This is a genomic window from Microbacterium sp. cx-55 (genome assembly GCF_021117345.1).
Classification (GTDB): domain Bacteria; phylum Actinomycetota; class Actinomycetes; order Actinomycetales; family Microbacteriaceae; genus Microbacterium.
Genome location: NZ_CP088261.1, coordinates 508,803 through 528,726, shown reverse-complemented (window position 1 = coordinate 528,726; position 19,924 = coordinate 508,803). Strand labels below are relative to the sequence as shown.

Sequence of the window (19,924 nt, the reverse complement as noted above, 5' to 3'; positions counted from 1 at the left end):
CCTCCGCTGCATCCTCCTGCCATCCGCTGAGCCGACCGCTCCGAAGACCTTTCGGGCGCCCGAGCCGATCGTGCTCCGGGGCGGAAGCGGCTGCTTCCGCGTGCGCCCCCGCTGTCGTCACCGCAGCGCGCACGGCAGATCACGGCAGGAAGGACCACCCGCGCTATGCAGGAGCACACCACCGAACCACTCGTCGATATCGACGACCGGCGCAATGTGACCGATCTGCTCATCGAGCGCGCCGCGATGGCACCCGAGCACGTGGCTTTCGAGGTGCCGGATGCGGACCCCGCCGCGCCGTGGCATCCGGTCACCACCGCGGAGTTCCTCGCCGAGGTGCGGCAACTCGCGAAGGGATTGATCGCCACGGGCATCGCGCCGGGCGACGCGATCGCGATCATGGCTCCCACCCGGTACGCCTGGGCGGTCGCCGATCTCGCTTCGTGGTTCGCGGGGGGCGTCGTCGTGCCCGTGTACGAGACCTCGTCACTGGCCCAGGTGGCCGCGATCGTGCGCGACGCCCGGGTGCGCCTGGCGATCGGAGGCGCGGCCCAGATCGACGTGCTCCGCGAGGCGTTCGCTCAGACCGGCACCGGGGGGCTCGGCGCCTGGTCGATGGATGCGGCGGACGGCGTCGCCCTGCTCGCGACTCGCGGCGCGGAGGTCGATGACGACGAACTCGAGCGGCGACGCATTCACGCCGACCTCGATGCTCCGGCGACCATCGTCTACACGTCCGGTACTACCGGCGAGCCGAAGGGCGCGATCCTCACCCACCGCAACTTCGTCGGCCAGGTGCTGAACATCGCGGCCGCCTACCGCGAGGTCGTGCATCCCGGCGGCAACACGATCATCTTCCTGCCCCTCGCCCACGTGCTGGCCCGCGGGCTGCAGCTCATCTGCCTCGCGAGCGGGATGCGGATCGCCCACCTCTCCGACACGACCCGCGTCGTCGAGACGCTCGGCACCATCCGCCCCACGTTCCTCGTCGCCGTGCCGCGCGTGCTCGAGAAGATCCAGGCCGCGGCGGCGCAGAAAGCCGCCGACGCGCGGCTCGGCCGGGTGTGGGCTGCCGCGGTGTCCACGGCCGTCACCGCGGGCTCCGCCGCCGAGGACCGCGCGCCTGCGCGCCTCTCGGTGCGCGCCCGCCGCGCCCTTTTCGACCGGTTGTTCTTCCGGAGGCTGCGCGCCGTGATGGGCGGCCGAGTCGACTACGTGCTCTCCGGCGGCGCGGCTCTCGACCCCGAGCTGTCGCTGTTCTTCCGCGGCATCGGCGTTCCCGTCATCGAGGGATACGGGCTGACCGAGACGACCGCGCCCCTCACCGGCAACCTGCCCCGCGACATCCGCTCCGGCACGGTCGGCCGCCCGCTCCCCGGGTCGACCGTGCGTATCTCCGCCGAGGGCGAGATCCTCGCGCGCGGCGTGGGCGTGTTCGCGGGCTACCGCGATCCCGCGGACACGGCCGACGCCTTCGTCGACGGGTTCTTCCGCACCGGCGACCTCGGTCGCCTCGACGCAGAGGGCCGGGTCGTGCTCGAGGGTCGCCTGAAAGACGTGATCGTCACGAGCAACGGCAAGACCGTCGTGCCGAGCGTCTGGGAACGCGCCGTCGAAGCGAGCCCGCTCGTCGCCCACGCGGTGATGATCGGCGAAGGCCGCTCGTACCTTTCCGCGCTCCTCGTGCTCGACCCCGCTGCCGCCGGTACGTGGGCGGATGCGGCGGGCAGTGCGCTCGAGCGGGATGCGGCGGGCGTTCTCACCGAGGTGACCGACACGCGTCTCCGCGCGCATCTGCGCGGGATCGTCGACAGCGCGAACGCGCGGGTCTCGCGCAGCGAGCAAGTGCGACGCTTCGCGATCGTGCTCGCCGACCTCGATGACACCGAGCTCGTCACCCAGACGCTCAAGATCAAGCGCCGTGCGGTGCTCGCCCGCGCGGCCTCGTCGATCGAGAACCTCTACCGCTGACCCCGCGGACCGCGTCCGCATCCGAATCGCACTCCTCTGCACCGAAAGGCCTCCGACGGATGGCAACCAAGAAGACCCGCACCTCGATCGCGACCATCGTCGTCGCCCTCGTCATCGGCGCCCTCGTCGCCCTCGCGGGCAGTGCGAGCGGCGCCACGCTCGGCGGCATCCCGCTCTTCGCGATCGCCGTCGCCGCCGCGTTCGGCATCCAGGTTCTCGTCTACATCCCGTCGGTGATCGCGCGCACGGAGCGTTTCTTCGATCTCACCGGCGCCGTGACCTTCACGCTCATCTCGATCGGGCTGTTCGTGCTTTCGCCCGGCGCCGACGTGCGGAGCGGAATCCTCGCCGCGATGGTGACGCTGTGGGCGGTACGGCTCGGCTCGTTCCTGTTCCTGCGCATCCGCCGCTCGGGCGCCGACGACCGCTTCGATGACATCAAGGGCGATCCGGTGCGGTTCCTGCAGGTCTGGGTGATCCAGGGCGCATGGGTGAGCCTCACCGCATCCGCCGCCTGGATCGCGATGAGCGGCACCGCACGCGAGCCGATCGGCTGGCTCACGATCGTGGGAGTGCTCGTCTGGGTGCTCGGCATGACGATCGAGGTCATCGCCGACGCGCAGAAGAACGCCTTCACCGCGGATCCCGCCCACTCCGGGCGATTCATCGCGTCGGGCCTGTGGTCCCGGTCGCGGCACCCCAACTACTTCGGCGAGATCGTGCTCTGGATCGGGGTGTTCCTCGTCGCCGCGCCGGTGCTGTCGGGCTGGCAGTGGATCGCCGTCATCTCGCCGCTCTTCGTGATCCTGCTGCTCACCCGGGTCAGCGGCATCCCCCTGCTCGAGGCGAAGGCCGAGCGAAAGTGGGGTGGCGACGACGACTATCAGGCGTACAAGCGGCGCACTCCCGTGCTTCTCCCGCGCCTGTCTCGGAGCGCCTGAGCGGGCGCCCCGCGGGGCGCGATCGCGGGCCGGGTCAGCGCGGGGCGAGTCGGTCGCGCGAATGCGGCCCGGGTCAGCGATCGAGCAGCTGCTCGAGCACGCGGATGACGCCGTGGTCGCGGTTCGACGGGGCACGATGGCGGGCTCGCGCCGCGACCTCGGGGTGCGCGTTCGCCATCGCGTAGGAGTGCTCAGCCGCATCCATCATCTCGAGATCGTTGAGGTAGTCGCCGAAGACGACGGTCTGCGCCGCGGTCACCCCGAGGGCGGTCTGCAGTCGCCCGAGCGCCTCGCCCTTGTTGATGCCCGTGCTCATCACGTCCACCCAGTGCTCACCCGACACGACGACCTGCAGCGAGCTGCGGAAGCGCTCGAGTTCCGGCGCCACCTCGGTCTCGGCGTTGCCGAACACGAAGACCGCGATCTTGATGATGTCGTCGTCGACGGCGCCGAGGTCCGACACCGGGGCGAGTTCGGCGTAGTAGCGGTCGGCTTCGGCGCGGAACGCGGCATCCGTCCGTTCGATGTACGCCGAACGCTTGCCGCACAGCACGACGCCGGCGTCGACCGTGAGCGCGCGGGCTGCCGCGAGGACGTCGGCGACGACCGGGGGCGCGAGCACATCCGAGCTGATCTCCTCGTCGTGCTGCACGACGTACGTTCCGTTCTCGGCGATGAACACCATGTCATCGCCGTGGGCGCCGAACTCTCGCCGCAACGTCGCGTACTGGCGGCCACTGGCGGGGGCGAAGAGGATGCCGCGCTCTCGCAGCCGGTCGAGCATCGGCCACAGCCCCTCGGGCACCTGGCCGTGTTCGTCGAGCAGAGTGCCGTCCATGTCGACGGCGACGAGCCGCAGGTCGAGTCGGTCAGCGAGCACGGGAACGGATGCGGATGCGGTCACCCCTCCATCCTCCCCCGCCCGGGGCGCCTGCTCCGCCGCGGCTCAGGCCGGGACCTCCGCCGGGAGGGGCGGCGCGGCACTCGCGTACGACCGTGACAGCCGTCGGTACGGCGGCGACATCAGGGCGAGCAGAACGAGCACGAGCATCACGAGGCTCGCGAGCACGAACACCAGCGCGATCCCCCGTGCCTCGCCGTCACCCAGCAGCCACCCCCAGGCGTTTCGCCCCGCATCCGTGTTCATGTACGGGATCAGCCAGAACTGGGCCAGCGGTCCGATCATGAATGCCGCCCCCACCCCGCTCACGTGTCGCGATCCGCATCCGGGGGCGACAGATTGCGCCACTTGAGCACGCCCCGCCCCGCGCTCGAGCGCGAACCCGCCCCACCCCGCTCACGTGTCACAATCCGCGCCCCGACCCGACAGATTGCGCCACCTGAACCCACCCCCATCCCGCTCACGTGTCGCGATCCGCATCCGGGGGCGACGGATTGCGCCACTTGAGCACGCCCCGCCCCGCGCTCGAGCGCGAACCCACCCCCACCCCGCTCGCGGGGCGGTCACTCGGCAGCACCGGCATCCGCCGAGAAATCGACATCGGAACGAACGCGACTGAACAGGTGTCGGGACTTCGCCCGTAGCCGGGACCGGGCCGCCCCCACCGCGTTACGGTGATCGCGCGCCTCGCATTCGTCGAGGAGCGAATTTCCCAGGAATCGTTCCGAGCACGACTCGGCGCGAGACGAACTCGGAGGTCGATCATGCCGTTTGTGACCACAGAAGATGGCGCAGAAATCTTCTACAAGGACTGGGGCAGCACCGACGCCCAGCCGATCATGTTCCACCACGGATGGCCGCTGTCTTCCGACGACTGGGACGCCCAGATGCTCTTCTTCCTCTCGAAGGGCTACCGCGTCGTCGCCAGCGACCGCCGCGGTCACGGTCGTTCGTCGCAGATCGGTACCGGCCACGACATGGACCACTACGCCAGCGACGCATCAGCGGTCGTCGAGCACCTCGATCTCCGCAACGTCATCCACATCGGGCACTCCACCGGGGGCGGGCAGGTCGCGCGCTACGTCGCGAAGTACGGCGAGCCGCAGGGCCGTGTCGCGAAGGCGATCCTCGTCTCCTCCGTGCCGCCGCTCATGGTGCAGACCGACGCGAACCCCGACGGAACCCCGGTCTCGGTCTTCGACGGATTCCGCAGCGCGCTGGCCGCGAACCGCGCCGAGTTCTACGTCGCCGTCGCCTCGGGGCCCTTCTACGGCTTCAATCGGCCCGGCGTGACGCTCTCGCAGCCGGTCGTCGACAATTGGTGGCGTCAGGGCATGACCGGTAGCGCGCTGGCCCACTACGAGGGCATCAGGGCGTTCTCCGAGACCGACCAGACCGAAGATCTGAAGGCGATCACCGTGCCGGTTCTGGTCACGCAGGGCGACGACGACCAGGTCGTTCCGTACAAGGACGCCGCCCTCAAGCAGGCCGAGCTCCTCCCGAACGCGACGCTCAAGATCTACGAGGGATACCCGCACGGGATGCTGACCACGCACGCCGACGTCATCAACCCCGACCTGCTCGCCTTCATCCAGGCGTAAGCACGCCGACCGCACCACGACACGGCGCATCCGGGAACATCCCGGGTGCGCCGTGTCGTGTGTCCGGCCTCCGCGGAGCAGATGTGCTCTGGCGATAGCGAGGCCAGTCGTCCGACGACTGCATCATTCGGAGATCTCGATCACGATCCTGTTGTCGCCGTCGATGACCCCCGGCCCCTTGTCGGGCGTCGGTGCCGGGACAGGAATCATCTGCTCGGCTTCCCACGCGATCCGCGCGTTGTGAGCGGACGGGTGGAAGAGCTCATCAAAGCCGAGCAAACCGGCGGATGAGGGCGCGCCAGCGTCGCCTGCACGATGGCGCCGGCGCGTTGCGATTCCCACCACCCCGAAGACGATCGGGATGGCGAGCACAACCACGATCGCACCCCAGCCAAGAAAGTCGTCCATGTCTCCCAGGTTAGGAGGAGCATCTTGGCTGGGCCTCCTTCGCTAGATGGAGATCTACGGACCGGTTTCGCAGCCACTTAGGACTCTCGCGGGCCCACGGACCACGTGAACGGCCTCGGCCGCTGCGCGGGACCGACGCGGATGGATGTCCAATGACAAGCCATCAGTAGTTTGTGTCAACGATGTTGTGGCTGAGTCTGGAGGAACTCGCGGCACCTGCAACTGAGGCGCCAATCGCCCGGCGCGGTCGCGCGCCATTAGACCTGTAGTTCGTCATCGAAGCTTGGATCCGCGGAGTGGACTCTGCGCGCACCTTGGACCTGGGAAGCAGACTCGCGCTCGGCACCGCGAGGAGCCGACGACAATCGTCTTGCCGTCGACTATGCAAACATCTGGCGCAGCACTTTGAGATCGCCAGTCTCGAGCGCATCGGCGATCAGGTCAGCGTCGGCTGAGTTGGGGAACAGCGCGGATAGCTCGCCTTCGAAGATCTCGCGCATCGCGCCGACGTCGCCCGCTTGCGCGGCGGAACTCATCGCTTCGACAGCCAGCTGATATGGGATCTGCTGATAACCAGCGGGGGCGTCAGCCGGGTTGAAATACGGGATCCAGGGGATGGAGCTGTCTGGGGCGAGCAGAAGCACCTCGCCAGGTTGAATCGTTCGAGTGTGATTGAGGGTGGCGATCGTCAGAGCATTCGCAATACAGAATCTGTCACCGATCGAATACAGCGCGTCACCGGCCTCCACGGTGTACGTGAGGATCTGACCTTCTTCACCTAGGCCTACGGTCCCCGCCGCGAAGTCGCTTGCGCCGCGGTCGATGAGATTACCGCTGAGGCTCGCACTCATCGCACCGAGATGCATCCAGGCGGGCTCATCGCAGCCGGGCGGACTGTCCTTCGGAATGGCGGTCCCACCCCCGACGTACACGTAATCGTCGCCCAGCTCGTCGATCATCTTTTCGCCGAGTGGGTCGTCTGCCGACGCAACCTCAGGTTCTTCCTCTTCAACTGGAGCGAAGACCCTCCATGACGACAGCTCACCATGCACGGCAGCAACGGCTGGTGCAGCCAAGACGACGAGCCCGCCCACGACGAGAACTGCGATCCCCGCAGTGACCTTGCCAGCGAGCTTCATGACATGACCGTAGCGGATTCGATTGAGGCCGCGACAGGTTCGGTCTGCGCTTCTCGTACTCTCTAAGTGTGTCGACTGCACCTGTGACAGCAATTGCGGCTGAGGGCAACCCGCCGCCGCTGCCGCGCAGAGGTCGACGCATCGGTCTCTTGGTCGCCGGAGCGAGCCTTCTGTGCGCCACCGCCGCGCTCGCGATGCTGTTGCTCGTCTCTACAGCATCGGATGGCGAGACCTCTGTGCTAATCGGCACTCTCGATTCGGACCGACTCGCCGCTCTTGCGCTTGGCATCGCTCTCGCCGCTCTCTCAGTCGGACTGTGCGTCATTCCAGTAGGTAGGGCTTGGCTCCTCCTGCTCATTCCTGCCCGCATCGTAGCCATCGGTGCCACCGCGCTAACCGGGGCCATGTGGATACTCACTTCCTCGGCAACCGTCGTGCCGCTGGTGGCCGCGGGCTGTGAAACCGGATACGTAGTCGAAGAGGAGTCGTTTCTTTTCGCGGCGTGGGGGACTGTGTACCGGCGGGATGGTCTGCTGGTCACCGCCGTCGACCAGTTCACCGCTGATGACGGTTACCACCCCTTCGCGGACGGCGCGTATACCGTGGTCGATACGGGCGATTCACTCGACGTCTGGTACAGCTTCGCCGTCGACTACTCGGCAACGCCGGTGTCCGCCGACGGCGACCCTGCGTTCACGGTCCCGAAGCTCACCGACCGCACGCTTTCTTGCGGGGTCAGCACAGGCGCACGTACGCCTATCCCTCCAGCCCCCGCAACGCCGACCTACGACGCGGATGAGGCACGAGCGGGCCTCCAGAACATGATCGCGGCGTCATTGGAGGCAGCGGTCGGCCCGGTGCGCGACTCTTCAGGGGGGCTGCTCGACCCCGCTGAGCTCTCAGTAGTGGCGACCGCGTGCGGGGAGGACGGTTCCCGAAGTGGGCTCGGGTTCACATTTGCGACCGCGGATAACGGCTCCTCGCTGGCACGAATCCTCCAAGTTTGGGATGCCGAGGGCTACTCCCCAGACCAAGCCATGCAAGAGGACATCCGCTACAGCGACGCGTTGCCGGTGGAGAAGATGAGCATCCGCGACTCCACGACGATCGATGGACTTATTCACATGCAGCTCTCGTCTCAGTGCAGCGTGGACTGAAGTCTCAGTCGGGCTGCGGTCGACGGTTGATTAGCACGCTGTTCTTGGGCGCGGCGAGACCGGGTGTGAACGGGCGGATCTGGATCCGGACGGTGCTGAGGTGTCGGAGCAGGCAACTGCGGTGACGATGCGAGCTGGCGATGAGTGCCTTTTCGAGGGCGGCGGGTCGCTTGTTGTGGGTCCTTTGGCGCATGCCGAATGCGGCTTCCACGGCCGCTTTGCCTCGTGACACGATCGGGACTGCTGACCTGGATTCGCCTCTATCCGATCGCGTTTCGATGGCTCGACGGCGAGTCTCAATTCGCGAAGTACGACGTCATCGAACTCGAAGTGCGCCGCCGAGACTCCGACACCCGGACGGAGAGCTACTCCCCCGCCCAGGACTCGTGGCACAAGATCAACCACCTCCGGCCAGGCAAGTCGCGCCACCAGGTGATCGGCCGCCTCCCGGTGACCACGACCTGCGAGCTAATGACCGCCGCATCCGCAGACCCGGCGGCGACGTCCCTAGGACTCGTTTACCCAGCCGACGTGGACCGACTCGAGTTCGAGCCTCACCCGAAGTGGACGCCGGAACAACTCGCGAAGATGCAGGACCGCATTCTCAAGGAGTCAACGGCCCTCATTCCAATGAGCGGCTCCATACCCTCCGTGTTGAAGGAGCCAGCGTTCAAGGTTCGCTACCGCTACCGCTGCGAGAGCACAACCTGTCGTGGACACCAGGGCCGAATCCTCGACTGGGAACTGACGGCCCTGCAGAACCGGCTCCGCCACGACGGGAAGGACGTCAAGGCTGGCGTGACAGAGAAGTTCCTGGATCAGATGTTCGCCTCGGACCGGCGGACGGGGTTCTACATGGGCAACTTCGAACTCGCGGCCCGCCGCGGCAAGTTCAGCGTGTTGGGCGTGTACTGGCCGAAGGCAGAAGACGCCGTCGCTCCCCAGCCGGCACTCTTCTAGCGCGAGACGAGATCGCGATCGAGGATCCCCCGCACCTGCTCGAGCACCTGCTCGCGGTGGCAGTGCTGCTCGTCCGCTTCGTAGCAGAAGACCGCGACGGGCCCCGTTCGAGCGAGATCGGCCAGCTCCTCCAGAGCCTTCCTTGCGCCCTGTGCTTCGAGTTCCGCTGTGAACCTTTCGCGGACCTGACGGGCGAGCGGGGAGTCGAGCTCGCCATATCCAGCGCGGTTGTCGCGCTGGTTGCCCAGCACCGGCATGTGGACGTACGCGATGCCCGCCTCCGCGAGAGCGGCCGCGAGAGCGCGCTTGCTGAATCCACGTTTGCGAGAGATCGCGTTAAGTCGCACGTCGACGAGCGTCGCCACTCCGCGAATACGCAGCTTCGAGACTAGAGCGTCGACGGTCTGCCCCTCGTATCCGATTCCTTCGATGCTCACGTCTCGTTCCTTCCGATGACGCAGGCGGTGCTGGGCTACGCGACACCGACTGCTGCAGTAGAGCGCGTCACTGCGCGCTGCGAAGCCGCGCCCACAAGCCGCGCATATCCGATTTGGCGACCGCCGCGCGCGAATCTCGCGAGCCACAGCCGTCGACAGCGTCGTCAACTCACTCAACGATAGAGTCGCGACATCTGTCATGTAACAGATACTAACCGTTACATCACTCAAACGACTCGTACGCTGGTGTCGTGATTCACCTTGTCGCCCGCCGGATCCGACTCGACCAGCGCGACCGCGTCGCAGCTTCGCTAGGCGAGGTCGACGGCCCGCGCCGCGCAGAAGCACTCGAGTCGCTCGCGGCGGAGGGCGTCGCCCATGAGACGGCGATGCTTATCGACACCGGCGACGGGCCGGTGATCGTCCACGCGATGGAGACGGAGGACCTGGTCGAATCCAGGTCGGTGACAGACCAATCCCCTCGACCCATCGATGCCGAGCGCCGGGCCGTCATGCGCGCTGCCGACGACGGGCCCGCCCGCGCAGAAGTCGTACTGGATCTGCGACCTGCTTGACCTCCCGAACTACAGATCGGTTGGCAGAAACTACAGGTCGTCTGTCAGAACCACAGAATCGACGGCAGAAACTACAGCTGGGTTGTCATCGGACAATGGATTCGGGCGAACGCGAGCACATGATCACAAAAAGATAACGACACCTCTTCCCTTCCGTTATCTTTCCGTTATATAGTCATCGAACGGTGATCGTTTGCTGTGGCGGTCACCGACATGTGATTGCAGGACAACTCTTGGTGCAGAGGGAATAGGGCCGGTCGAAAGCCTCTTCGACCGGCCCTTCTTCTTACCCGGACGACGGCCATGTCGGCACTCTGGCCGCGGACTGCGCAGACGCCGGCGGCAACGCAAGCGGTCGTCGAAGCCCGCCTCGTCCCGCAGGCTGGACGAGTGACTGCCGCCACCGACATCCTCACCTACGACCTCGACGCCCTCCGCGATCGCGTGATGCCGGAGACCTCGGGAACCGTGTCCGACAGCATCCCGCAGCTCGCACATGCCGATCCGGACCTCTGCGCGATCGCCGTGGTCACGATCGACGGCGAGCTGCGGACGACGCCGGATGCGGATGCGCCGTTCAGCATCCAATCGGCGGCGAAGCCGTTCCTCTTCGCGCTGGCGCTGCACGACACCGGTCGCGCGGCGCTTGGCCGGGTCGGTATCGAGCCGACCGGTGAGGCGTTCGACGCCATCAAGCTCGAGAGCGGCACGGGCCGGCCGCCGAACCCGATGGTGAACGCGGGCGCGATCCTCACGAGCTCGATCGTCGACGGGGGCGATGTCGATGCGCGCACCGAGCGGATCGTCTCGGGCCTCTCCGCCTTCGCCGGCCGATCACTGGAGATCGACGACGACATCGCTGCCAGCGAGCATCTGCTCGGCGATCGCAACCACGCCCTCGCGCACCTCATGCGCGCGGAGGGCACGCTGCAAGTCGACGCCGACGAGGCGATCCTCGTCTATGCCCGTGCCTGTGCGGTGCTGGTCGATGCAGAAGCTCTTGCGACGATGGGCGCAACCCTCGCGGCGGGCGGGGTGAACCCCCGCACCGGCGAGCGCGTCGTCTCTCGCGAGGTCGCCCGCGACGTGATCTCCGTGATGGCGACCTGCGGCGTCTACGACGGTTCCGGGCGTTGGATGCGGGAGGTCGGGGTGCCCGCGAAGTCGAGCGTGTCCGGTGCGATCGTGCTCGCCGCGCCGGGCGTGCTGGGCGCGGCGGTCGTCAGTCCGCCGCTGGACGAACGCGGGACCAGTGTGCGCAGCCACCGCGTGAGCGACCGGCTCAGCGCCGACCTCGGACTGCACTCCTTCGACGTCTGAACGAGGTCATCGACCGACCGGGGGAGAAGCGCGACCGACGCGAAGACGGCGCGCACGCTCGCGTCATCCGCCCATCCAACCTGGGCGTCTGCGAAAGGGATACCCGGGCGTTCCCGCGTCTATGACGCGTGCGGCGCGACGGCGCGCGCGAGGGGGCCCGCCATCCATCGCTCGATGTCTCGGTCCGACCTCAACCGCACCACCGACAGGCCCGGCATATCGGCATCGAGCTGAGGAATGCGATCGCGATACTTGTGCCGCGTCGATACCGCCCACCGGACGATGTACTCCGGGTCGGTCACGATCCGCCGGAACGGTGGTTCGATGTTGCCGTTCCAGAGCACTTCGCGTCGCACGCGCCGACGCACGGTGCGGCGCACCACACGCGGGAACGTCAGGGTCCAGAAGGGCAGATCCAGCCACACCAGCACGTCGGCGTGGGCCGCGAGCAGCGGCCGAGCGGCCGCGTACTGCCACTCGGTGACCCACGCATCCTGAACCACGAGTCTGTCGACGTCGCCGAGGAACGTCGGGCGCGGGGTCCAGTTCGGCCCGTGGAAGAGCGCGTCGATCTCGATGTGCGGCACTTTCGCGACCTCGGCGATGCGACGCGCGAGCGTCGTCTTGCCGACTCCGGCCACCCCCGCCACCACGATGCGTCGCGGCCGGAGTGGGATCGGATCGACGGCCGTCAACACGTGACGATGCTACGGCGAAACCCACCAGGTAGCTCCGCCACGCCCGGGTCCACGAAGGCGCCGGGCCGATTTCTTATGCATCCGCGGAGCCGAAGCTATGCGTCACCAAAGAATCACGAAAAGATAACGGCGCGCCCTTCCGTTCCGTTACCTCGCCGTTATACAGTTCAGGAACGGTAGTTGTTTTGCTGTGGCAGCTACCGACATGTGATTGCAGGACTCTCTTGGTGCAAAGGGACAAGGGCCGGTCGGAAGCCTCTCCGACCGGCCCTTACTGCATCCGTCGCGGGCCGCTCGGCGAAGGCAACGCTGGCCCTGCCTCAGACCCCGCCGCCTCCGCCGCCGCCTCCACCGCCGCCGGCCGAACCACCGCCGGTGGATCCGCCGGTCGTGCTCGAGGACGCCATCGCGCTGGCCGACAGCGACCCGATCCCGGACGAGAACGCCGAGGCGTTGAATGCGGCCGCTCCCGCGTACCACGCGGGCGAGACGCCGTCGCCGTAGAGGTCGGCGAGACGCGCCGCCCACTCCTTCTCCTGGCCGAACACGACCGCGTACGGCAGCAGCGGCTCGTAGATCTTCAGCACCTGCGCCGGATCGCCCGTGTCGACCGGCGTGCGTTCCGCGCCGCGAGGGGACTGCAGCATCCGGATGCGGTCCGCCTCCGCCCAGGCGATGAACTCGCGCAGGCCCTCGAGGTGATCCCGCGCTTCGGCGCCGCGCGCGCTCAGCGGGCGATGCGCGACGACGACACCGAACACTACGGCGAGCAGCAGAGCGAGCACGAGGAGCGTGACCGGCAGCGCCGGCGACACGAACGCGAAAAGCGCCGCGATCCCGAAGCCGAGCGTGGCGAGCGTGGCGATGCCGACCAGCACCGCGGGAATCAGCCGGGTTCCGGGTCGCACCGCGCGGTAGTACCCGTCGTCCTTGAGGTGCCCCGCGGCCCATGCCAGCAGCTTCTGCGCGGTCGACGACAGGCGCGTGTCGGTCGACCCGAACTCGAACTCGGCGCCGGGCACCGCATCCGCCCCGAAGATTCCGTCGAGCAGTTGGGTGCCGTCGCCGTCGGCGAGCGACCGGTCGACGAGCACGGCCCGGAGCTTGGCACCGCCCCATCGCGACGATTCGCCCTCCTCGATCCGGATGCTGCCGACCACCGCCTGCTCGAGCACTTCGGCCGGGATGGCCTTCGAGGTCTTGCCGAGCAGCACGGCGCCCGTCAGCGCGTCCACTCCGACCGGCGGCTCGTACTCGGCGATGATGACGCTCCGCCCGGGGGCATCGCGGAGAGCCCGCACCCGCACGACGATCCCCCACGCGAGGCCGATCAGCAGCACGAGGAACGAGCCGGCCTGCCACCAGCCCCAGGGCGACGCGAAGTAGCCCGTGTCGTAGAGCACGAACGTGTCGCGCTCGAAGCCGACGGCCACGGTCACGGTCTCGTGAGGAGCGACCCCGGATGCGAACGCCACCGCGACCGCGTCGTCCGGGTTGCGGTCGAGGTCGATATCGCAGGTGCGATCCTGTTCGCCCTGCGTCCCGACGTAGCAGGCGGAATCGCCCGTGAGCGCGCCGGCGAGCTCGGGGGCGACGTGCACGGTCGCGGTGATGCGCCCGAAGTCCTGCGGCCAGTCGACCCCGTTGACGTCCCAGTAGAACTCGTCGGCATCCGTGTTCGGGAAGCGCCAGGTGACGTTCTCGAGGTCGTAGGTGAACACGTACACCTGCGCGCCGTGCACGAAGTCCTCGTCCGCCGACGTCATCGTGAAGGCGCCGTCGTCGGTGTCGGTCTCGACCGGGCGGGGAGCGCCGTCGCCATCCGTCACCGACACCAGCTCCGGATGCAGCGGCTGTCCGTTGTACGTGGTCGGGATCGCGCGTCGCATGCCGTGGTTCTGGTCAGCATCCGGGAACTCCGCCGTAAACGTCTCGACGACCCGCAACCGACTCGTCCCGTCGTCCGCACGCGTCAGCGTGTAGTCGGCGTCGAGACTCGTGAAGGTGAAGTCGTTCAGCGCATCGTCGTCATCGTCGGCGGATGCGGGCGCCACCCCCACGCCCCACACGAGCAGCAGGGTCGCCGCGGCGGCGAGAAGATAGCGAACCAGGGCGTGCGGCATCCGTCGCTCCGTCATGCCGACAGCCTAGGTCGCCGATACGCTTAACCGCATGACCGACCGCCGCCTCGCCATCGATGCCTGGGAGAGCCTGTTCCGCGCCCAGCACGAGATCTTCGGCGAGATCAGCGCGGATTTCGAGGGCACCGGGCTGCTTCAGGGCGAGTACGACGTGCTCCTCACCATCACCCGCGCACCCGAGATGACCACCCGGTTGCGCGATGTCACGCGCAACATGCTCATCAGCCAGCCGAGCGTGTCCCGGCTCGTCGACCGGATGGTGGCCCGGGGCCTCGTGCGCAAGTGCGCCGATCCCGAAGACGGCCGCGGCGCCCTCGTCGCCGCCACCGAAGAGGGCGCGCGCACCTTCCGGTCGATCGCCGCGGTGCACGGCCGGTCGATCGCCGAACGGATGGCGGCGCTCGACGACGACGAGCTACGCACCCTGCTGGCGCTGACCGAGAAGCTGCGCCCCGCCTGCGAGTGACGCCGTTGCTCTGAGTCGTCACGAGATTCGGAGATGTCGCGAGATTCGGATGCTGACGCCCGATCCGGCCCGAATCCCGTCGCATCTCCGAATCTCGCGACGCGACAGCGACGCGCAGGCGGAGCGAAGCGGCCGCCGGGAAAAAAGACAAGACCCGGGATGCAGATGCATCCCGGGTCTTCACTGTCTCAACACAGTGTGCGCCCGAAGGGACTCGAACCCCTAACCTTCTGATCCGTAGTCAGATGCTCTATCCATTGAGCTACGGGCGCTCGTGCCGCGTCCGAACCGGCGCGCGGGCACTAGGAGAGACTACCCCAACCGCGAGCGCGTCGCGAATCGAGACGGGCTTCGCGGTCAGTCCTTCTTCGGGTCGGCGCGGGTGCGGTCCTTCACCCGACGACGATGCGCCGCGAGCCGTGGCAGATCGACGAGGCGGAGGCTCTGCATCCGAGCCTGCCGCATCTGCGCGTAACCCGGTTCGAGGTCGGGTCGCGCCGCTTCGATCCGCAGCGTGCTGTCGATGTTGCGAGCGACTTCAGACCACGCGGCTTCTCGCGCGGCCTCGACCAGCGCGACGAGTTCGTCGGTGTCTTCGGCGCGTTCCCGAAGCTCCTGTGCGATGCGCTCGGACTGCTTGCGCCGGCGGCGCAGGTTCCGCACGTCGCGGCTGCGGTAATCGTGCGTGCCATCCGAATCACTGAAGCGCCGGCGGGCCAGTTTCCGCTCGCGCTCCGCCCGCTCCGCATCCGCTTCCGCCTCGGCGGCCAGCGCCAGCAGCGTCTCTTTCGCGTCCGGAACGAACCGGTCGGCGTCGAAGCCTTCGCCGGCGGAGAGGATGTCGACCAGGATGCGGTTCTTCAGCGCGAGTCGCGTGGCCGCCGCGGCGATGTACAGCCCCTCGGCGACGATATCGGCGAGGCTCGGACGGGGCGACAGCTTCGCGCGCACAGCGCTCAACGCACCGCGCGCGACCGACTCATCCTCATCTTCGGGCACGACACTCCCCTCGCATCGATCCTACCCGCGAGCCCCCGACACGCCCCGGGCGAACCGAGATCCGCGAGCACGCCGACACGGGCACTCAGTCGCCGAGCGCGCTGACGACCGCTGCGATGCGCCGGGCACGGGTCTCCGCGGCCTTCGCCCCCTCGACGGCGACCACATGGGCCTTCCGCCGGCTCGGCGCGAGCGCGTCGAACGCGGCCCGCACCCCGGCCCCATCGAGCGCCCCCGCGAGATCGGTCGGCACCTCGACCTCGCGCGGTGCGGTATCGAGGTCGATGTCGACGGCGATCGGGTCGCCGCCCGCGATCCCCGTCGCGGCACGCTTGTCGGAACTGAACGGCACCAACGACAGCCCGTTCATGACGCCGACCGTCGAGCGGTACTCGTACCCGTTGACCGTGATCCGCACGGCCGGGCGTTTCCCGGCCCCGAGCGCCTCGATCACGTCCGCCGGCACCTCGATACCGGTGTTGTTCCCGAACTGCGACAGGGTCGTCTCGAAGCGCATAGGCACAGTATGGCGGGCTCCCGCCGCCCCGGAATGCATACCGCTCCGCGCACGCGCAAGCCCAGGATCCGGCCCCGACCGGGGCAATACGTTCGGGCCAGCCGGATGGTGCTCACAGGGATGATTCAGCCAACTCACATCCATTCGGGCCCTCGGTCCGAATACATGGTGCGGCATTCGTCGCTCACACTGCATCAATCAGAGAGGACGAACATGAGCTCTTCACCGAACCGGATCGTCGCGACCATCTTCGGCGCGGTCTATCTGCTCGTCGGCGCACTCGGCTTCGCCGCCACGAGTGGCGTCGACTTCATCGCCACCGAGGGTGGCCTGCTGCTGGGCATCTTCGAGGTCAACCCGCTGCACAACATCGCGCACCTGCTCATCGGAGCGGCACTCCTCGTCGCCGGACTCTCGTCCGTCCGCGGCGCCAAGTCGGTCAACGTCACGATCGGCGCGGTCTACCTGCTGCTCGGCATCGTCGGCTTCTTCCTCGCCGGCACCGCCGCCAACATCCTCGCGCTGAACACGGCTGACCACTTCCTGCACCTCGCGAGCGCCCTCGTGCTCCTGGGCGTCGGACTCGGCACCGAGCGCGGCTACCGCGACACGCGGACGGCCGTGGCGTGAAAGAGGACGTCGGCTTCACCCGGTCGTGGCCATCGCTGGCCGCGGTCGGTGCGGGGCTGATCCAGCTCGCCATCGCGGCGGGCGTCGTCACCGGGGCCGGAGGCGAATCGCGCGCCACCGGCCCCGGTGTCCTGGCCGCAGTGCTGCTGGTCCTCGGACCGGCAGCACTCGGCTGGGCCGCGTTCTCCCTGACCCGCGGCCGGATCGTCGGTCCGCGACTCGGGATGCTGGGAGCCCTGGTTTCGATCCTCGTCCTGACGGCCATGCTGATGGTCGAGCCTGCCCGCACGAGCATCCTCGCGGTCGGCGTCGCCGTCGGAATGCTGGTCGTCGTGGGCGTCGCGTGCGCCCTGCAGGCACGGCGCACCGCACGGGCGACCGATCCGACGGCAGCGCCCCGCACCGCCCGCGCGAGCGCGATCGGTGTGCTGATCGGGGCCGCCGTCGTCGGCGCCCTCGTGACTCCCGCCCTCGCGTCCACCGAGGCGGGCCAGCTCGCCCCGAGTCACAGCGAGCACATGGTCGACCCGGGCCACGGGCACTGATCACCCGAGGCCCGCGGTCGTCCTGACCTCGGCCTCGGCCGACCCGCGCGCGATCCCGCTCAGATGGCGGCGATACGCCACCCGGCGTCGACGGACTCCCCCGGTCCCACCACGAGAAGCCCCGTGTCGAACGGGTACGCGGATGCGTGGAACGCATCCGGTGCGCAGGTCATCGGCTCAACGGCCAGGCCGCCGCGATGCCCCGGCCCGCGCGTCGGCAGGTCGGCCGTGTGCACCTGCACCCAGCCGCACGCGGCATCCCACGTCATCGCCACGCCGGAGCCGTCCGCATCCGTCACCCGCACGGTCGCGATGCCGTCGCCGTCGCGACGAAGCCCGGTGTAGGCGTGATCGATCTCGGCGTCCCCAATTGTCCGCGGGATGCGGTAGTCGAACCGTGCGGGGTCATCGGCGTCCACGGCGCGCAGCTCCGTCGGGATGAGACGGTCGGGCGTCACGTGCAGCACGTCCGCCGCGGGCAGCTCCAGCGTCCAGTCGTCGACGGTACCGGCGCCGGCCACCAGGTACGGATGCGGGCCAGTGCCGTAGGGCGCCGCCGCATCCGACTCGTTCGTCGCGCGCACCGTCTGGGTGAGACCGTCGGCATCGAGCGAGAAGCGCGTCTCGATCCGGATGCGCCACGGGTAACCGGATTGCGCCTCCACGACCGCGCTCACCGTCACGTGGTCGGGGCCCTTGTCGATCGCCTCGAAGTCGAGCCACGCGGCGAGCCCGTGCAGGGCATGGCCGCGGCCCGGCTCGGTGAGCGCGAGTTCGTACTCCGTGCCGGCGAACTCGTATCGGCCATCGACCACGCGATTCGGCCAGGGCGCGAGCGTCGCACCGCGGTAGGCGGGACGCACCTCGTCGGCCGCGAACGGCACGACCAGGTGGCGTCCGTCGAATGTGAGGGTGCGAAGCGTCGCCCCCACGCTCGAGATGGACGCCTCGTACGCACCCGAGCGCAGAACGTGCGGGGTGCCCGAGAGCGGAATGCCGCCCATCACAGCCCCTGAGCGAGGCGGTAGTACGCCTGGTTCCAGCGCAGCTCTCGCTGGAAGTCGCGAACCGTCGTCGACTCGTCGATGACGACGAGCTCGGTCTTCGCGATGTCGGCGAAGTCGCGGAACACCTCGATGCCGACCGCGGTCGACATGACGGTGTGGTGCGCCGCGCCGGCGGCGAGCCAGCAGGCGGCAGAGGTGGCGAAGTCGGGGGCGGGCTTCCAGATCGCGCGGCCCACCGGCAGGTTCGGCAGGTCGGGAGCCTCGACGTTCTCGACGACGTTGGCGACGAGCCGGAACCGATCGCGCATGTCGCTCATCGCGACGACGACCGCGGGCCCCGGGTCGGCGGTGAAGACGAGGCGCACCGGGTCGTCCTTGCCGCCGATGCCGAGCGGGTGGATCTCGAGCCGCGGCTTCGCGGTCGTGAGCGACGGAGCCACCTCGAGCATGTGCGCGCCGAGGATCTTCTCGTCTCCCGCGACGAGGTCGTAGGTGTAGTCCTCCATGAGGCTCGCGCCTCCCGGCAGGCCCGCGCCCATGACGTTCGCGACCCGCACGAGGATCGCCGTCTTCCAGTCCCCCTCCGCGCCGAAGCCGTAGCCCTCGGCCATCAGGCGCTGCACCGCGAGGCCCGGGAGTTGCGTCAGTGCGCCGAGGTCTTCGAAGCTCGTCGTGAAGGCGCCGAAGCCGCCCTCCTCGAGGAACGAGCGCAGCCCCACCTCGATCGCCGCGCCGTCGCGCAGCGACGAGTGCCGCTCCCCGCCGCGGCGGAGGTCGTCGGCGACGTCGTACTCCGCCTCGTAGACCTCGATGAGGGCGTCGATCTCGGATTCGGATGCGGCGGCCACCGCATCCGCCAATTCGTTCACACCCCAGGTGTTGACCTGCACGCCGAACCGCAGCTCGGCCTCGGTCTTGTCGCCCTCGGTGACCGCGACGTAGCGCATGTTGTCGCCGAAGCGGGCGAGTTTCAGCGTGCGGGCGGCGGTCCACCCGGCGGCGGCGCGCTCCCAGTCCTCGATCTGCTGGCGCACGACCGGGTTCGACACGTGCCCGACCACGGTCTTACGAGCGACGCCGAGACGCGTCTGGATGTATCCGAACTCGCGGTCGCCGTGGGCGGCCTGGTTGAGGTTCATGAAGTCGAAGTCGATGTCGGCCCAGGGCAGCTCGACGTTGGCCTGCGTGTGCAGGTGGAGGAGGGGCTTCCGGAGCGCGTCGAGGCCCGAGATCCACATCTTCGCGGGGCTGAACGTGTGCATCCACGCGATCACGCCGATGACGTCGTCGCGCCCGTTCACCTCGAGCGCGAGACGGCGGATGGAGTCCGAGTCCTTCAGCACCGGCTTCCACACGACGGTGACGGGCAGCCCCTCGAGGCCGGCGACGACGGCCTGCGACTGCTCGGCGACCTGGCGGAGCGTCTCCTCGCCGTAGAGGTTCTGACTGCCGGTGACGAACCAGACTTCGTAGTGGTCGAGCGAGGTGGACAACGGGGTGCGAGTCATGAC

At 68.3% G+C, this 19,924-nt stretch carries 21 protein-coding genes and 1 tRNA gene; 10 read left to right on the top strand and 12 right to left on the bottom strand.

Translation table 11 applies throughout. From position 1 onward, the window contains the following. The first annotated feature begins 165 nt into the window (after positions 1–165). Both LQ938_RS02540 and LQ938_RS02535 read left to right on the top strand, forming a co-directional pair. The gene (locus LQ938_RS02540) at positions 166–1,971 is read left to right on the top strand and encodes an AMP-dependent synthetase/ligase (RefSeq protein WP_223722490.1); all 1,806 of its coding nucleotides are present in this window, start codon (positions 166–168) and stop codon (positions 1,969–1,971) included. 59 nt (positions 1,972–2,030) lie between these two features. Then, a complete protein-coding gene (locus LQ938_RS02535; RefSeq protein ID WP_223722489.1) occupies positions 2,031–2,912 on the top strand; it encodes a DUF1295 domain-containing protein in 882 nt (293 codons plus the stop codon). Between the two features lie 73 nt (positions 2,913–2,985). Here the strand turns inward: LQ938_RS02535 and LQ938_RS02530 are convergent, their stop codons facing one another. Together LQ938_RS02530 and LQ938_RS02525 are read right to left on the bottom strand one after the other, a co-directional pair. Continuing rightward, the gene (locus LQ938_RS02530) at positions 2,986–3,816 is read right to left on the bottom strand and encodes a Cof-type HAD-IIB family hydrolase (protein WP_269216564.1); all 831 of its coding nucleotides are present in this window, start codon (positions 3,814–3,816) and stop codon (positions 2,986–2,988) included. A gap of 42 nt (positions 3,817–3,858) precedes the next feature. Continuing rightward, positions 3,859–4,098, bottom strand: a complete 240-nt coding sequence (locus tag LQ938_RS02525) for a hypothetical protein (RefSeq protein ID WP_223722488.1) — start codon at positions 4,096–4,098, stop codon at positions 3,859–3,861. A 479-nt stretch (positions 4,099–4,577) separates the two neighbouring features. Between LQ938_RS02525 and LQ938_RS02520 the strand changes: the two genes are divergently transcribed. Further along, positions 4,578–5,414: an alpha/beta fold hydrolase gene (locus LQ938_RS02520; protein WP_223722487.1), complete on the top strand. Its 837-nt coding sequence runs from the start codon at positions 4,578–4,580 to the stop codon at positions 5,412–5,414. Between the two features lie 123 nt (positions 5,415–5,537). Here LQ938_RS02520 and LQ938_RS02515 read toward each other — a convergent pair whose 3' ends face one another. After that, positions 5,538–5,792: a hypothetical protein gene (locus tag LQ938_RS02515; RefSeq protein WP_223722486.1), complete on the bottom strand. Its 255-nt coding sequence runs from the start codon at positions 5,790–5,792 to the stop codon at positions 5,538–5,540. Positions 5,793–6,202: 410 nt separating this feature from the next. Next, positions 6,203–6,961 (bottom strand): LysM peptidoglycan-binding domain-containing protein, encoded by a 759-nt coding sequence (locus tag LQ938_RS02510; RefSeq protein ID WP_223722485.1) that lies wholly within the window; start codon positions 6,959–6,961, stop codon positions 6,203–6,205. A 68-nt stretch (positions 6,962–7,029) separates the two neighbouring features. Between LQ938_RS02510 and LQ938_RS02505 the strand changes: the two genes are divergently transcribed. Together LQ938_RS02505 and LQ938_RS02500 are read left to right on the top strand one after the other, a co-directional pair. After that, positions 7,030–8,118 carry a hypothetical protein gene (locus LQ938_RS02505; RefSeq protein WP_223722484.1) on the top strand — a complete coding sequence of 363 codons (1,089 nt, stop codon included), beginning with the start codon at positions 7,030–7,032 and terminating at the stop codon, positions 8,116–8,118. A gap of 225 nt (positions 8,119–8,343) precedes the next feature. Next, positions 8,344–9,078 carry a hypothetical protein gene (locus LQ938_RS02500; protein WP_223722483.1) on the top strand — a complete coding sequence of 245 codons (735 nt, stop codon included), beginning with the start codon at positions 8,344–8,346 and terminating at the stop codon, positions 9,076–9,078. Here LQ938_RS02500 and LQ938_RS02495 read toward each other — a convergent pair. Continuing rightward, entirely contained in the window at positions 9,075–9,515 is a 441-nt protein-coding gene (locus LQ938_RS02495) for a DUF488 domain-containing protein (RefSeq protein WP_223722482.1), read from the bottom strand. The two genes, LQ938_RS02500 and LQ938_RS02495, sit on opposite strands and share 4 nt — an antisense overlap. Positions 9,516–9,766: 251 nt before the next feature. Between LQ938_RS02495 and LQ938_RS02490 the strand changes: the two genes are divergently transcribed. Beyond that, the gene (locus LQ938_RS02490) at positions 9,767–10,090 is read left to right on the top strand and encodes a DUF6176 family protein (protein ID WP_223722481.1); all 324 of its coding nucleotides are present in this window, start codon (positions 9,767–9,769) and stop codon (positions 10,088–10,090) included. 390 nt (positions 10,091–10,480) lie between these two features. After that, positions 10,481–11,410 carry a glutaminase A gene (gene glsA, locus LQ938_RS02485; RefSeq protein WP_223722480.1) on the top strand — a complete coding sequence of 310 codons (930 nt, stop codon included), beginning with the start codon at positions 10,481–10,483 and terminating at the stop codon, positions 11,408–11,410. 119 nt (positions 11,411–11,529) lie between these two features. Here the strand turns inward: glsA and LQ938_RS02480 are convergent, their stop codons facing one another. Further along, complete coding sequence (locus LQ938_RS02480) at positions 11,530–12,108, bottom strand: AAA family ATPase (protein WP_223722479.1); 579 nt, start codon at positions 12,106–12,108, stop codon at positions 11,530–11,532. A 320-nt stretch (positions 12,109–12,428) separates the two neighbouring features. Continuing rightward, positions 12,429–14,246, bottom strand: coding sequence for a DUF2207 domain-containing protein (locus LQ938_RS02475; RefSeq protein WP_223722478.1), 1,818 nt, complete (start codon positions 14,244–14,246; stop codon positions 12,429–12,431). 34 nt (positions 14,247–14,280) lie between these two features. On the opposite strand from LQ938_RS02475, the gene LQ938_RS02470 reads away from it, so the two are divergent. Further along, the gene (locus LQ938_RS02470; protein ID WP_223722477.1) at positions 14,281–14,715 is read left to right on the top strand and encodes a MarR family winged helix-turn-helix transcriptional regulator; all 435 of its coding nucleotides are present in this window, start codon (positions 14,281–14,283) and stop codon (positions 14,713–14,715) included. A 199-nt stretch (positions 14,716–14,914) separates the two neighbouring features. Here LQ938_RS02470 and LQ938_RS02465 read toward each other — a convergent pair. From LQ938_RS02465 to LQ938_RS02455, 3 genes are all read right to left on the bottom strand, one after another. Beyond that, a tRNA-Arg gene (locus LQ938_RS02465) sits at positions 14,915–14,987 on the bottom strand. Between the two features lie 85 nt (positions 14,988–15,072). Further along, a complete protein-coding gene (locus LQ938_RS02460; protein ID WP_223722476.1) occupies positions 15,073–15,714 on the bottom strand; it encodes an asparagine synthase in 642 nt (213 codons plus the stop codon). A gap of 85 nt (positions 15,715–15,799) precedes the next feature. Then, positions 15,800–16,231, bottom strand: a complete 432-nt coding sequence (locus LQ938_RS02455; RefSeq protein ID WP_223722475.1) for a YdeI/OmpD-associated family protein — start codon at positions 16,229–16,231, stop codon at positions 15,800–15,802. A 213-nt stretch (positions 16,232–16,444) separates the two neighbouring features. Between LQ938_RS02455 and LQ938_RS02450 the strand changes: the two genes are divergently transcribed. Together LQ938_RS02450 and LQ938_RS02445 are read left to right on the top strand one after the other, a co-directional pair. Continuing rightward, positions 16,445–16,861 (top strand): DUF4383 domain-containing protein, encoded by a 417-nt coding sequence (locus LQ938_RS02450; RefSeq protein ID WP_223722474.1) that lies wholly within the window; start codon positions 16,445–16,447, stop codon positions 16,859–16,861. Continuing rightward, positions 16,858–17,406 carry a hypothetical protein gene (locus LQ938_RS02445; RefSeq protein WP_223722473.1) on the top strand — a complete coding sequence of 183 codons (549 nt, stop codon included), beginning with the start codon at positions 16,858–16,860 and terminating at the stop codon, positions 17,404–17,406. The genes LQ938_RS02450 and LQ938_RS02445 overlap by 4 nt, the downstream gene beginning before the upstream one ends. A 59-nt stretch (positions 17,407–17,465) precedes the next feature. On the opposite strand, the gene LQ938_RS02440 is transcribed toward LQ938_RS02445, so the two are convergent. Both LQ938_RS02440 and araA read right to left on the bottom strand, forming a co-directional pair. Beyond that, positions 17,466–18,410, bottom strand: coding sequence for an aldose 1-epimerase family protein (locus LQ938_RS02440; RefSeq protein ID WP_223722472.1), 945 nt, complete (start codon positions 18,408–18,410; stop codon positions 17,466–17,468). After that, the gene (gene araA / locus LQ938_RS02435; RefSeq protein WP_223722471.1) at positions 18,410–19,921 is read right to left on the bottom strand and encodes an L-arabinose isomerase; all 1,512 of its coding nucleotides are present in this window, start codon (positions 19,919–19,921) and stop codon (positions 18,410–18,412) included. The genes LQ938_RS02440 and araA overlap by 1 nt, the downstream gene beginning before the upstream one ends. Positions 19,922–19,924: the final 3 nt, after the last annotated feature.